The organism is Stenotrophomonas maltophilia group sp. Smal17 (assembly GCF_030237045.1).
GTDB classification, from domain to species: Bacteria; Pseudomonadota; Gammaproteobacteria; order Xanthomonadales; family Xanthomonadaceae; genus Stenotrophomonas; species Stenotrophomonas forensis.
In genome coordinates this window covers 1-13,132 of the sequence record NZ_JASJSU010000024.1, presented here as the reverse complement: position 1 = coordinate 13,132, position 13,132 = coordinate 1, and the positions used below count along the sequence as shown (strand labels likewise).

Genomic DNA, 13,132 nt, shown 5'->3' with positions numbered 1-13,132 from the left:
AAGTTAAGTCAATGTGGCGGGCTTTATCCGCGTTTTCTGCACGATATCGTCGTCAGGGCAGGGTTGCCACCCCGGGCAGCCCCCTCCCTAGACCAACGCCATGACCGACCATTCCCTCAAGGGCAAGACCGTGCTGATTGCCGGTGGCGCCAAGAACCTGGGTGGCCTGCTGGCCCGCGACTTTGCTGCGCAAGGGGCCAGGGCCATCGTCATCCATTACAACAGCGCCGCCACCCAGGCCGATGCCGAAGCCACCGTTGCCGCCGTGCAGGCCGCTGGCAGCACGGCCGTCGCCCTGCAGGGAGACCTGACCTCGGCCGCGGCGATGGAGCGCTTGTTCGCCGATGCGGTGGCGGCTGTCGGTCGTCCCGACATCGCCATCAACACGGTCGGCAAGGTGCTGAAAAAGCCGTTGCTGGAGATCAGCGAAGCGGAGTACGACGAGATGAGCGCGGTCAATGCCAAGGCTGCGTTCTTCTTCCTCAAGGAGGCTGGTCGCCACGTCAATGATGGTGGTCGCATCTGCACCCTGGTGACCTCGCTGCTGGGTGCGTTCACCCCGTTCTATTCCAGCTATGCCGGTACCAAGGCGCCGGTGGAACACTTCACCCGCGCAGCGTCGAAGGAATTCGGCGAGCGCGGCATCTCGGTGACCGCGATCGGTCCCGGTCCGATGGATACGCCGTTCTTCTACCCGGCCGAGAGTGCCGATGCGCAGGCGTACCACAAGACCGCGGCGGCGCTGTCGGCATTCACCCGCACTGGCCTGACCGACATCGCCGACATCGTGCCGTGGATCCGCTTCCTGGTCACCGATGGCTGGTGGATGACCGGGCAGACCATCCTGGTCAACGGTGGGTACACCACCAAGTAAAGCAGCCACGCAGGGCGTGGCTGCGGCGTACCTGTAGAGTCAAGCCATGCTCGACTGCTGTTGCGTGAGTCGAGCGTGGCTCGACTCTACAGGAGTTGCCGGACAGGTCAGCCCAGCTTCGCCAGCACCGCATCCGTCGCGGCGGCGGTACTCACCGCCTGGCCCTTGGCGGCCAGGTCGGCAGTGAACACGCCGTCGTCCAGTACCGCATGCACGGCCGCTTCCACTGCAGCGGCTTCCGTTTCCAATCCCAGCGAATGGCGCAGCAGCATCGCCGCGCTGAAGATCGTCGCGTACGGGTTGGCGATGCCCTTGCCGGCGATGTCCGGGGCCGAGCCGTGGATCGGCTCGTAGATGCCGACCGCGCCCGGTTCGCCCAGCGACGCCGACGGCAGCAGGCCCAGCGAACCGGCCAGCATCGAGGCCTCATCGGTGAGGATGTCGCCGAACATGTTCTCGGTGACGATCACGTCGTACTCGCGCGGCTTGGCCAGCAGGTGCATGGCCATCGAATCAACCAGCTGGTGTTCCAGTGCCACGTCCGGGAACTCCTCGCGGCCGATGCGTGCGGCCACGTCACGCCACAGGCGCGAGGTTTCCAGCACGTTCGCCTTGTCCACCGAGGTGACCTTGCCACGCCGCTGTTGCGCCAGGCGGAACGCGCTGCGCAGCACGCGCTCGATCTCGGCCACGGTGTAGCGGCACAGGTCGCTGGCGCTGTCGGCGTCGCGGGTCTTGTCGCCGAAGTAGATGCCGCCGGTCAGTTCGCGTACCACCACGAAGTCCACGCCCTGCAGCAGCTCGGCCTTGATCGGCGAGGCGTGCAGCGCCGCCTCGTGGGTGCGCACCGGGCGCAGGTTGGCATACAGGCCCAGCGCCTTGCGGATTGCCAGCAGGCCCTGTTCCGGGCGCACCTTGGCGTTCGGGTCGGACCACTTCGGGCCACCGACCGCACCCAGCAGCACCGCGTTGGCGGCCTGGCAGGCGGCCAGGGTGGCGGCCGGCAAGGGTTCGCCATGGCGATCGATGGCGATGCCACCGATGTCGTGTTCGCTGAAAGCAAAGGTGTGGTTGAAGCGTTCGGCGATGGCCTTCAGGACGGCAACTGCCGCGGCGGCCACTTCCGGGCCGATGCCATCACCGGGCAGGACAACAATTTCAGCGTGCATGCTCACTCTCGTAACGTTCGATTTCAGGGACACGGCCCAACAGATACCCCAACTGGTCGACACCTTCCAGCAGGCAGGTCTGCGAGAAGCCATCCAGCGGGAAGGAATAGACGCGGCCATCCGGGGTGCGCAGTTCGCGCGCGGCCACGTCGATGGTCAGCTCATCGTCCGGGTGCTGCATCAGCGCCTGCACGTCGGCCTCGTCCAGCACGATCGGCAGCAGGCCGTTCTTCAGCGAGTTGCCGCGGAAGATGTCGGCGATCTCGCTGCTGACGATGGCGCGCAGGCCGAGGTCGGTCAGCGCCCACGGTGCGTGCTCGCGCGAGGAACCGCAGCCGAAGTTGCGGCCCGCCAGCAGGATGCTGCGGCCGGCGTTGTGCGGCTGGTTGAACGCGAAGTCGGCCACCGGCGACCCATCGGCCTGCCAGCGCCAGTCATTGAACGCATTGCGGCCCAGGCCGGCACGTTCGGTGGTGGACAGGAACCGCGCCGGAATGATCTGGTCGGTGTCGATGTTGGTCTGGCGCAGCACCACGCTGGCCGAGCTCAGGGTACGGAAACCGGCCATCACGCCACCTCCTGTGCGAACAGTTCGCGGGTATCGGCCACCTGGCCCTTCACCGCCGCCCATGCCGCGCTCATCGGCGACGCCAGCAGAGTGCGTGAACCGGGGCCCTGGCGGCCCTCGAAGTTGCGGTTGCTGGTGCTCACCGCCAGCTGGCCCGGGGCGACCAGGTCACCGTTCATGGCGATGCACATCGAGCAGCCCGGCTCGCGCCATTCGGCACCGGCCGCGCGCACGATCTCATGGATGCCTTCGGCCTCGGCCTCGCGCTTGACGATCTCCGAGCCCGGCACCACCAGCATGCGCACGCCGTCGGCGACGCGGCGTCCGCGCAGCACCTGCGCCACTTCGCGCATGTCACTCAGGCGACCATTGGTGCACGAACCAACGAACACCACATCCACCGGCGTGCCGGCCAGCGCCTTGCCGGCCTGGAAGTGCATGTAGTCCAGGCCCTTCTGCGCGGCGGCATCGTTGGCGGCCGGAATCGGCGCATCCACCGCGATGGCAGTACCCGGATGGGTGCCCCAGGTCAGGGTCGGGCGGATATCGGCGGCGTCGATGTGCACTTCGCTGTCGAAGCGTGCGCCGTCATCGCTGCACAGCTGCTGCCAGCGCGCCACGGCGGCCTCGAAGTCGGCGCCCTTGGGGCCGCGCGGGGTGTTGGCGACGAAGTCGAAGGTGACCTGGTCCGGCGCGACCATGCCGGCACGCGCGCCGGCCTCGATCGACATGTTGCACAGGGTCATGCGCTGTTCCATGTCCATCGCCGTGATGGTGCTGCCACGGAACTCGATCACGTGGCCGGTACCGCCGTTGACGCCGATCACGCCGATGATGTGCAGGACCACGTCCTTGGCGCCGACGCCAGGTGCCAGCGGGCCGTCCACGGTGATCGCAAGGGTCTTGGCCTTGCGCTGCAGCAGGCATTGCGTGGCCAGCACGTGGCCGACTTCGCTGGTGCCGATGCCGAACGCCAGCGAACCGAACGCACCATGGGTGGAGGTGTGGCTGTCACCGCAGACGATGGTCATGCCGGGCTGGGTGAAGCCCTGTTCCGGTGCGATCACGTGGACGATGCCGCGGTTGTCCGAGGCCATGTCGAACAGCTCGATGCCGTGCTCGGCGCAGTTGCGCGCCAGCGTGGCGACCTGCGCCTCGGAGGCGGCACTGGCGTAGGGCAGCGTGCCGTCGGCGGCAGCCGGCAGGGTCGGCGTGGAGTGGTCCATCGTCGCCTTGGTGCGGTCCGGCCGGCGCGGCGACAGGCCGCGCTCGCGCAGCTCGGTGAACGCCTGCGGTGACGTGACCTCATGGATCAGGTGCAGGTCGATGTACAGCACGGCGGGCGCGCTGTCGGATTCGGGAACCACCACGTGGGCGTCCCACAGTTTGTCGTACAGGGTGCGGGGTGCGGAAGTCATGCGTGTGCCTGGCAGAAGTACGAAGGTGCGGACATCGGGAAAGATAACGAACGGATCATGTCAGCGGCGACGGGCGAGTACCCGCAGCCGCACGTAGTCGGCCAACGGCTGGCCGGCGGCGTTGCGCGGCAGATCGGCCAGCAACGCGGTGGCGGCCTCGCGAACGGTGGCGCGGACCTCGGCGGGCAGATCGTCCAGCAACGGCGCAGCGAATACCCGCAACCAGCCGGCCACGCCGGTCGGCAGCGGGGTCGGGCGCGGCGTGCACTCGATCAGCTGCACCTGGAAGCCATGCTGGCGCAGGCGGTCGGCGTAGGCGTCGGCACTGGGGAAATACCACTGGAAGGCGCTGGCACCGTGGCCATGCGCCACGCGCGCGGCCTGTACCGCGGCGATGATCGTGGCCACATTGCCATGGCCACCGAACTCGGCAACAAAGCGGCCACCCGGGCGCAGGGCACGGCGCACGCCTTCCAGAACGCGGTCCGGGCCGCCCATCCAGTGCAGAGCGGCGTTGCTGAAGACCGCATCGAACTCGCTGTCGAAGGTCAGTGCGCGGCCATCCATCACCTGCGCATCGACGCCACGCGCACGGGCCGCGATCACCAGTTCAGGCGACGCGTCCACGCCGTGGATGCGTGCGCCGCTGAGGGCCAGTTCGGTGCTGAGCACGCCATCGCCACAGCCCAGGTCGAGGATGCGTTCACCGGCGCGCGGGTCGAGCAGGCGCGCCACCGCGCCGCCGAGCAGCGGCACGAAGCCGGCGTCGATCGCATAGTCCTGGGCGTTCCAGTGCTGCCCTGCAGGCAGCGCAGTGGTGTCGAAGGCGCTCATGGCGGGTTCCTCAGGCGGTGGCGGGGGTGGGAATGTCGGTGCTGCTGTGGGCGGCGGCCTGGCGCTGGCGCAGCAGGCGGTTGGCAACATCCAGCCAGGCCAGCGCGGAGGCTTCGATGATGTCCTTGCTGGTGCCGGTGCCGTCGTACTCCACGCCCTCGTGGCGCACGCTCAGGTTGGCTTCGCCGCGCGCATCGGCGCCGATGCCGACGCTGTGCACGTGGTAGCTGTCCAGCATCAGCTGCACGCCGGTGGCCGCCGACAGCGCGCCGAACAGCGCATCGACCGGGCCGTCGCCCTGCGCGGTCTCGGCCACGCGGTTGCCATCGGGGTCGGACAGTTCGACCAGCGCGTTGGCGCGGCTGCCGACGTCACTGATGGTCATCGACGCCAGGCGGTAGCCCTGCGCGTTGGAGCCGCCCTGCATCAGCGTCTGCAGGTCGGCATCGGTGACCACGCGCTGCTGTTCGCACAGGCCCTTGAACTGCTCGAACACCAGCTTCAGTTCGTCTTCGTCCAGCCAGAAGCCCAGCGCACGCAGGCGCGCTTCGACGGCGGCGCGGCCACTGTGCCGGCCCAGCACCATCTGCGAGTCTTCCCAGCCCACATCTTCCGGGCGCATGATCTCGTAGGTGCCGCGATGGCGCAGCATGCCGTGCTGGTGGATACCCGATTCGTGGGCGAACGCGTTGGCACCGACGATGGCCTTGTTGCGCTGCACCGGCATGCCGACCAGGCGCTGCAGCAGCTGAGAAGTGCCGACGATGCGCGGGGTGTTGATCGCGCTGTCCTGCTCGTAGAAGGCCTTGCGCACCTTCAGCACCATCGCGATCTCTTCCAGCGAGCAGTTGCCGGCGCGCTCGCCAATGCCATTGACGGTGCATTCGACCTGACGCGCACCGCCTTCGATGGCGGCCAGCGAGTTGGCCACGGCCAGGCCCAGGTCGTTGTGGCAATGCGCACTGAAGATCACGTTGGTGGCATTGGGAACGTCGGCAACGCCGGCGATGACCTGCTGGAACATCGCGCGGATCTCTTCCGGCGTAGTGAAGCCGACGGTGTCGGGCAGGTTGATGGTGGTCGCGCCGGCAGCGATGGCCACGCGCGAAACTTCGATCAGGTAATCCAGCTCGGTGCGGGTGGCATCCTCGGCCGAGAATTCGACATCGTCGATGTACGAGCGTGCCAGTGATACGTGCTTGCGTACCGACTCCAGTACCTGCTCGCGGGTCATCCGCAGCTTGTGCTCGCGGTGCAGCGGGCTGGTCGACAGGAACACGTGCAGGCGCGGGTTGGCAGCCGCTTCCAGTGCGCGTGCCGAGGTTTCGATGTCGGCCTGCAGGCAGCGCGACAGCACCGCCAGGCTCAGGCTCGGGCGGCGCAGTTCGCGGCCGATCAGGGCCATCGCCTCACGGTCGGACTGCGAGCTGGCCGGGAAGCCGGTCTCGATGATGTCCACGCCCAGTTCGTCCAGCGCACGCGCCATCACCAGCTTCTGCGGCGGGCTCATGCTGCAGCCGGGGGACTGCTCGCCGTCACGCAGGGTGGTGTCGAAGATGCGGATGCGCGGGGTGGTAATTCGTTCAATGGTGGTCACAGGGAAATCTCCTCGACAGCGGGTGCGACGGCTTGCAGGTGGGAAGGGGAAGAGGCAGGGGATGCGGGGGCGCTGGCCTTGCCGGGCGAGCGCGGCGTTTCGCTGCGCCGTCGCCGTGGCTTGCGCGGTGGGCGCGGACGGATGTCGGTGAGCAGGCCGGCCAGGACGCCGGCATCGATGTTGCCGCCGGAGACCACCGCGCACTTGCGACGGCCGGCGACGCGGCGGCCGGCGGCCAGCGCCAGCGCACCGGCGCCCTCGGCGATGATGTGTTCCTCCAGTGCCAGCCGGACCAGGGTTTCGCGCAGCTCGGCCTCGCGCACGATCACCACGTCGTCCAGCAGCGAGGTGCACAGCCGGCGGGTCAGGAAGCCGGGGACCTTCACCCGTACGCCATCGGCCAGCGAAGCGGCCGGGGCGATCTCGCGGACGTCGCCACGGATCGCGCGCGCCATCGAATCGACGCCTTCCACCTGCGCACCCACCACGCGAACGCCCTGCGATTTCAGTGCCAGCGCGACGCCGGAGGCCAGGCCGCCACCGCCGATCGGCACGATCACCACATCCGGTGCGTGTGCGGCCAGTTCGATGCCGACCGTGCCCTGGCCGGCGATCACGTCGGCATCGTCGAACGCGGACAGGAAGCGGTAGCCGTGGCGCTGCGCCAGTTCCACCGCGAAGGCATAGGCCTCGTCGTAGCTGTTGCCATGCTGGCGCACGGTGGCGCCCCAGTGGGCGACGCCGGCGATCTTGGTTGCCGGAGCGCCGTGCGGCATCACGGTGATGGCGGGCACGTCCAGGCGGTAGGCGGCCCACGCCACGCCCTGGGCGTGGTTGCCGGCCGAGGCGCAGATCACCGGCCGGGTGTCGCCGCGCTCGCGGCCGGCCAGCAGCGCGTTCAATGCGCCGCGTACCTTGTAGGAACCGGTGCGTTGCAGGTTTTCCAGCTTCAGCCAGGTACCGAAGCGCTCTGCGTGGTGCAGCGGCGTGGGTGGCAGGAAGCGGCGCAGGCGGGCCTGCGCAGCCAGTACGTCGGCGACGCTTACGTCGCCGACATCGCTTTCCTGGCTGGCATCAGCGGCCGGCATGGGCCACCAGCGGGGTGCGGTCGACCGCCGCATGCGGGCACGGGCGGCGAAGAAGACGCCTCCGTACCGGCACCGTGGTCGCTACGGTACGGGTGTTCATACGGAGGCTCCTTCCACGGCAGTGACCTGCACGGACACGCAGTCGTAGATCTTCTCGATCTGCCGGCACAGCGTTTCCGCCGGGCGCTGGCCATCCACCACCAGCTGCAGGTGCCAGCGGCCATCGTCGGCCGCCACCGGCGCGCCGCTGATCGCACGCGGCGCGAAGCCACGGCGTTCGGCCATGCCGATCACGCGCAGCAGCGCGCCTTCGGCCGGGTGCAGCACCAGGTCAAGCCGGTAGTGCATTGGGGGTCTCCTGGCGGGCGTGGGCGGGATTGCTTTCCAGCATCGTGCTGTTGGCGGTGTTCGGCGGCACCAGCGGCCACACGTTGGCGCGTGCATCGATGGCCACGTGCAGCAGGGCCGGGCCCGGCTCGGCCAGCAAGGCAGCCAGGCCACCTTCCACGTCATCGCGTGCGTCGATGCGGGTCGCGGCGATGCCGAACACCTGCGCCAGCGCCACGAAGTCCGGGTTGTCGGACAGGTCGATCTCGCTGTAGCGCTCGGCGAAGAACAGCTCCTGCCACTGCCGCACCATGCCCAGCGAACTGTTGTCCAGCAGCACGATCTTCACCGGCAGCCGGCAACGCGCGATGGTGGCCAGCTCCTGCACGTTCATCATGAAGCTGCCGTCGCCGGACACCAGTACCACCGTGCGATCGGGGCAGGCGAACTGGGCGCCCATCGCCGCCGGCAGGCCGAAGCCCATGGTGCCCAGCGCGCCACTGGTCAGGTGGTTGCGCGGGTGGTTGAAGCGGCAGTGCTGCGCCACCCACATCTGGTGCTGGCCGACGTCGCAGGCGATCACCGCATCGGCCGGTGCCAGCTCGCTCAGGCGCTTCAGCAGGGCCGGGGCGTAGATGTGCTGGCCCGGTGCGTCGTAGCGCGCGGCGAATCGATCACGATGCTGCGCACAGCGCCTGCGCCATGCGTCCTGGTGGGCCTTGGGGGAGGGGAAGGCCGCACGCAGGGCGCGGATGGCATGGCCGACATTGCCGGGCACGGCGACGTCGGCACTGCGCAGCTTGGAGATCTCGTAGGCGTCGGCATCGATGTGGACGACACGGGCGAACGGCGCGAACTCGGCCAGCTTGCCGGTGGCACGGTCATCGAAACGTGCCCCCAGCACCAGCAGCAGGTCGCTTTCCTGCACCGCCATGTTGGCCGCGCGGGTGCCGTGCATGCCCAGCATGCCCAGCGACTGCGGATGGCTGGCCGGCAGAGCACCCAGACCACGCAGCGTCATCACGGTGGGGATGGCGCTCGCCTCGACGAAGTCACGCAGGTCCTGCACCGCATCGCCGAGCGCGATGCCGCCGCCGGCGTAGACCACCGGCTTCTCGGCCGCGGCCAGCGCGGCAATGGCTTCGGCGATGGCGACCTCGGCCGGGGCCGGCGGCGGCTCGACGCTGCTCGGCACGTGCGCCGGCAGATGGCTGGCATCGGCCAGCTGCACGTCCTTGGGCAGGTCGATCAGCACCGGGCCGGGCCGGCCCTCGCGGGCGATACGGAACGCATCGGCGACCACGCGCGGCAGGTCATCGACACTGCGCACCAGCCAGCTGTGCTTGACGATCGGCAGGGTCAGGCCGAACACATCCAGCTCCTGGAAGGCGTCGGTGCCCAGCAGCGGCGTGGCGACCTGGCCGGTGATGCAGACCATCGGCACCGAATCCAGCATCGCATCGGCGATGCCGGTGACCAGGTTCGAGGCGCCCGGGCCGGAAGTAGCCACGCAGACGCCGACCTGGCCGCTGGCGCGGGCGAAGCCATTGGCGGCCAGCGCAGCGCCCTGCTCATGGCGTACCAGGATGTGCTTCAGCGACGAGTCCACCAGCGCGTCGTAGAACGGCATGATGGTGCCGCCGGGATAGCCGAACAGCGTGCGGACGCCTTCGGCTTCCAGCGCCTGGGTCAGCCAGCGCGCGCCGTTGGGCGGCGCGCTGCGGTGTGTCGAAGAGTTCATGGGGGAACCTTGCAAAGCGGGTGGGGGAGGGCCGCGCGGTTACGCGGCCTGTCCTTGCAACCAGACCATCTTGGCGCGCAGTTCCTTGCCCACCTTTTCGATCGGGTGCTCCAGGTCGGCCTGCTTGAACTTGTTGTAGTTCGGCAGGCCCGCTTCGTACTCGGCCACCCAGTTCTTGGTGAAGGTGCCGTCCTGGATGTCCTTCAGCACTTCCTTCATGCGCGCCTTGGTGCCGGCGTCGATCACGCGCGGGCCGCTGACGTAGTCGCCGTACTGCGCGGTCTCGGAAATGAATTCCAGCATGCGCGAGATGCCGCCTTCGTAGAACAGGTCGACGATCAGCTTCAGTTCGTGCAGCACTTCGTAGTAGGCGATCTCCGGCTGGTAGCCGGCTTCGACCAGGGTCTCGAAACCGGCCTGCACCAGCGCCGAGGCGCCGCCGCACAGCACCGCCTGTTCGCCGAACAGATCGGTCTCGGTTTCTTCCTTGAAGGTGGTCTGGATCAGGTTGGCGCGGGCGCCGCCCAGGCCACCGGCATAGGCCAGGGCGTAGTCGGCGGCCTTGCCGCTCTTGTCCTGGTAGACCGCCCAGATGCACGGCACGCCGCGGCCGATTTCATACTCGCGGCGCACCAGCGCGCCCGGGCCCTTCGGCGCGACCAGCACCACGTCCAGGTCCTCGCGCGGCTTGATCATGTCGAAGTGCACGTTCAGGCCGTGCGCGAACAACAGCACCGCGCCCTGCTTCATGTTCGGCGCCAGCACGTCGTCGTAGAGCTTCTTCTGCACCATGTCCGGGGTCAGCACGGCGACCAGGTCGGCGTCCTTCACCGCTTCGGCCGGTGCTTTCACGGTGAAGCCGTCGGCCTGCGCCTTGACCTCGGTCGGGCCGCCCGGACGCAGGCCTACCACCACGTCGAAGCCGGATTCGCGCAGGTTCAGTGCGTGGGCGCGGCCCTGGCTGCCGTAGCCGATGACGGCGATCTTGGTCTGGGGCAGGTCGTTGGTGCTCATGGGGGAGGTTCCTTGCGGTGGGAAGAAAAAAGAACGGCCGGTCGTCGAGGTGACGTGCCGGCCGGTCAGGGGAAAGCGGTGGAGGAGGTGCCACGCATCGCACAGGCACAGCCACCACAAGGCGTCGTGGTGGTGTGGGTCCTGGTTTTGAAGGTGGCGTTGTTCATGGTGGTTGCGTCTGAAACCAGGTCCTGAAATGAAAAAACCCGCACCGGGGCGGGTGCGGGTTTTTGATGAGTTCCGGTGTGTTTGTTGCTTACACGCTGGCTCGTCCCGCACCTGTGGGTTGGGTAATAAGTACGAGCACAAGAATCGAACGCAGCGATGCGGCGCCGGTGTCGGCGGCTTCGATGTGGGTTCGCGGTGGCGTGTTGTGATGCAACATGTGATCGAGAGAAACACAGCCGTTTTGGCGATGTCAACCCTCGCGACAGAATTTTTTTCGGTTTCCGCTGCATCCAGCGCAATCGCTTGTGGCGCAAGGATGGTTGCCGCTGAAAGTGTTTCGGTGAACCCGAATTCACTCTTTTCAGGGCAGTTTTTGCGCGGATTCCGGGTTGTATTCGCCTTGGTGGGTGCGGACCTTGGTCCGCACCCACCAAAGGCCTTCGCCCATGACCTCTGCCCGATACCGCGTGAAGGCCGCAGCGGCGAAGATCGGGGACCACCCTTCCATCGGAACCTTACCGTGTCCCGACGTCTTGCTCGTTCCCTGCTGGCCGCCGCCGTGCTGGCCGCTGTGCCCGCACTGTCCTCTGCCGCCGACCGCATCACCGGCCACACCTTCGCCACCCGCTCGGAAGTGATCGCGCCCCACGCCATGGCGGCCACCTCGCAGCCGCTGGCCACCCAGATCGCACTCGATGTGATGAAGGGCGGTGGCTCGGCGGTGGACGCGGCAATCGCCGCCAACGCTGCACTCGGCCTGATGGAGCCCACGGGCAACGGCATCGGCGGCGACCTGTTCGCCATCGTCTGGGACCCGAAGACGCAGAAGCTGTATGGCTACAACGGTTCGGGCCGCTCGCCGAAGTCGCTGACCCTGGCCGAGTTCCAGCGCCGTGGCCTGAAGGACATCCCGGCCACTGGCCCGCTGCCGGTGTCGGTACCGGGCGCGGTGGACGGCTGGTTCGCGCTGCACGAGCGCTTCGGCCGCACGCCGATGGCCGACAACCTGGCCCCGGCCATCCGCTACGCCCGCGAGGGCCATCCGGTGGCCGAAGTGATCGCCTACTACTGGGATCGCTCGGTGCCCAAGCTGTCGCAGTACCCGGGCTTCAAGGAGCAGTTCACGATCAACGGCCACGCCCCGCGCAAGGGCGAGATGTGGAAGAACCCGAACCTGGCCAGCACCCTGCAGAAGATCGCCGATGGCGGGCGCGACGCCTTCTACAAGGGTGATATCGCCCGCACCATCGGCGATTACTTCAAGGCCAATGGTGGTTACCTGAGCTACCAGGACATGGCCGACCACCACGGTGAGTGGGTCGAGCCGGTCAGCAGCAACTACCGCGGCTACGACGTGTGGGAACTGCCGCCGAACAGCCAGGGCATCGCCGCCCTGCAGATCCTCAACGTGCTGGAAGGCTACGATTTCTCGAAGATTCCGTTCGGCTCGCCGGAACACGTGCACCTGTTCGTGGAAGCGAAGAAGCTGGCCTTCGCCGACCGTGCGCGTTTCTACGCCGACATGGCGTTCCAGCCGGCGCCGGTGCAGAAGCTGATTTCCAAGGAGTACGCCGCGCAGCGCCGCGCGCTGATCTCGATGGACAAGGCGTTGAAGGAAGTGCAGCCGGGCACACCGAAACAGCTGGAAGAGGGCGACACCATCTACATGACCGTGGCCGACGCCGACGGCATGATGGTGTCGCTGATCCAGTCCAATTACCGTGGCATGGGCAGCGGCATGGCGCCGCCAGGGCTGGGCTTCATCCTGCAGGATCGCGGCGAGATGTTCGTGCTGCAGAAGAATCATCCCAACGGCTATGCACCGGGCAAGCGTCCGTTCCAGACCATCATCCCGGCCTTCATCACCAAGGACGGCAAGCCCTACGCCAGCTTCGGCGTCATGGGCGGTGCGATGCAGCCGCAGGGCCACGCGCAGATCGTGATGAACCTGGTGGACTTCGGCATGAACCTGCAGGAAGCCGGTGATGCGCCGCGCATCCAGCACGAGGGCTCGACCGAACCGACCGGGCAGGCCACGGCGATGACCGATGGCGGCGAAGTGAACCTGGAGACCGGATTCCCGTACGAGACGGTGCGTGCGCTGATGCGCAAGGGGCATCGCATCGTATTCGCCGACGGCCCGTATGGCGGGTACCAGGCGATCATGCGTGATCCGGACACCGGGGTTTACTACGGTGCGTCGGAGAGCCGCAAGGATGGGCAGGCGGCGGGGTACTGAGGTTTCCCGGCCAACGGGCGCAGCCCCCTCTGCGGTGATGGCAGTGATACGGGGCTTGGCCGGGCGGGTGGGCTGGTCGGGGGACGCCGTGAATC

Annotated in this window: 11 protein-coding genes; 2 read left to right on the top strand and 9 right to left on the bottom strand. The window is 67.8% G+C overall.

All coding sequences use genetic code 11. The features are described 5' to 3' along the window. Positions 1-100: 100 nt before the first annotated feature. Entirely contained in the window at positions 101-874 is a 774-nt protein-coding gene (locus QRO93_RS08945) for an SDR family oxidoreductase (RefSeq protein WP_053450736.1), read from the top strand. 107 nt (positions 875-981) lie between these two features. Here the strand turns inward: QRO93_RS08945 and leuB are convergent, their stop codons facing one another. From leuB to ilvC, 9 genes are all read right to left on the bottom strand, one after another. Beyond that, positions 982-2,043, bottom strand: a complete 1,062-nt coding sequence (gene leuB / locus QRO93_RS08940; RefSeq protein WP_180879076.1) for a 3-isopropylmalate dehydrogenase — start codon at positions 2,041-2,043, stop codon at positions 982-984. Next, a complete protein-coding gene (gene leuD, locus QRO93_RS08935) occupies positions 2,033-2,611 on the bottom strand; it encodes a 3-isopropylmalate dehydratase small subunit (RefSeq protein ID WP_053510801.1) in 579 nt (192 codons plus the stop codon). The genes leuB and leuD overlap by 11 nt, the downstream gene beginning before the upstream one ends. Beyond that, positions 2,611-4,029 (bottom strand): 3-isopropylmalate dehydratase large subunit, encoded by a 1,419-nt coding sequence (leuC, locus tag QRO93_RS08930; RefSeq protein WP_180879074.1) that lies wholly within the window; start codon positions 4,027-4,029, stop codon positions 2,611-2,613. Before leuC ends, leuD begins: the two co-directional genes overlap by 1 nt. 60 nt (positions 4,030-4,089) lie before the next feature. Further along, the gene (locus tag QRO93_RS08925; protein WP_180879072.1) at positions 4,090-4,863 is read right to left on the bottom strand and encodes a trans-aconitate 2-methyltransferase; all 774 of its coding nucleotides are present in this window, start codon (positions 4,861-4,863) and stop codon (positions 4,090-4,092) included. A gap of 10 nt (positions 4,864-4,873) precedes the next feature. Next, positions 4,874-6,460, bottom strand: a complete 1,587-nt coding sequence (locus QRO93_RS08920; RefSeq protein ID WP_285304103.1) for a 2-isopropylmalate synthase — start codon at positions 6,458-6,460, stop codon at positions 4,874-4,876. Then, the gene (locus QRO93_RS08915; RefSeq protein WP_053450729.1) at positions 6,457-7,548 is read right to left on the bottom strand and encodes a threonine dehydratase; all 1,092 of its coding nucleotides are present in this window, start codon (positions 7,546-7,548) and stop codon (positions 6,457-6,459) included. Before QRO93_RS08915 ends, QRO93_RS08920 begins: the two co-directional genes overlap by 4 nt. Positions 7,549-7,644: 96 nt before the next feature. Beyond that, positions 7,645-7,896, bottom strand: a complete 252-nt coding sequence (locus QRO93_RS08910) for an ACT domain-containing protein (protein ID WP_005419108.1) — start codon at positions 7,894-7,896, stop codon at positions 7,645-7,647. Next, the gene (ilvG, locus tag QRO93_RS08905; protein WP_180879068.1) at positions 7,880-9,616 is read right to left on the bottom strand and encodes an acetolactate synthase 2 catalytic subunit; all 1,737 of its coding nucleotides are present in this window, start codon (positions 9,614-9,616) and stop codon (positions 7,880-7,882) included. The genes QRO93_RS08910 and ilvG overlap by 17 nt, the downstream gene beginning before the upstream one ends. A gap of 39 nt (positions 9,617-9,655) precedes the next feature. Then, positions 9,656-10,630: a ketol-acid reductoisomerase gene (ilvC, locus tag QRO93_RS08900; protein WP_008265163.1), complete on the bottom strand. Its 975-nt coding sequence runs from the start codon at positions 10,628-10,630 to the stop codon at positions 9,656-9,658. A 688-nt stretch (positions 10,631-11,318) separates the two neighbouring features. Between ilvC and ggt the strand changes: the two genes are divergently transcribed. Then, complete coding sequence (ggt, locus tag QRO93_RS08895) at positions 11,319-13,037, top strand: gamma-glutamyltransferase (protein WP_180879066.1); 1,719 nt, start codon at positions 11,319-11,321, stop codon at positions 13,035-13,037. Positions 13,038-13,132 lie beyond the last annotated feature (95 nt).

Bases quoted from the DNA above. Each gene is read 5' to 3' on its own strand.
- leuD (WP_053510801.1), bottom strand. From the start codon at position 2,611: ATGGCCGGTTTCCGTACCCTGAGCTCGGCCAGCGTGGTGCTGCGCCAG.
- QRO93_RS08925 (WP_180879072.1), bottom strand. From the start codon at position 4,863: ATGAGCGCCTTCGACACCACTGCGCTGCCTGCAGGGCAGCACTGGAAC.
- leuC (WP_180879074.1), bottom strand. From the start codon at position 4,029: ATGACTTCCGCACCCCGCACCCTGTACGACAAACTGTGGGACGCCCAC.
- QRO93_RS08910 (WP_005419108.1), bottom strand. From the start codon at position 7,896: ATGCACTACCGGCTTGACCTGGTGCTGCACCCGGCCGAAGGCGCGCTG.
- ilvG (WP_180879068.1), bottom strand. From the start codon at position 9,616: ATGAACTCTTCGACACACCGCAGCGCGCCGCCCAACGGCGCGCGCTGG.
- QRO93_RS08915 (WP_053450729.1), bottom strand. From the start codon at position 7,548: ATGCCGGCCGCTGATGCCAGCCAGGAAAGCGATGTCGGCGACGTAAGC.
- ilvC (WP_008265163.1), bottom strand. From the start codon at position 10,630: ATGAGCACCAACGACCTGCCCCAGACCAAGATCGCCGTCATCGGCTAC.
- leuB (WP_180879076.1), bottom strand. From the start codon at position 2,043: ATGCACGCTGAAATTGTTGTCCTGCCCGGTGATGGCATCGGCCCGGAA.
- QRO93_RS08945 (WP_053450736.1), top strand. From the start codon at position 101: ATGACCGACCATTCCCTCAAGGGCAAGACCGTGCTGATTGCCGGTGGC.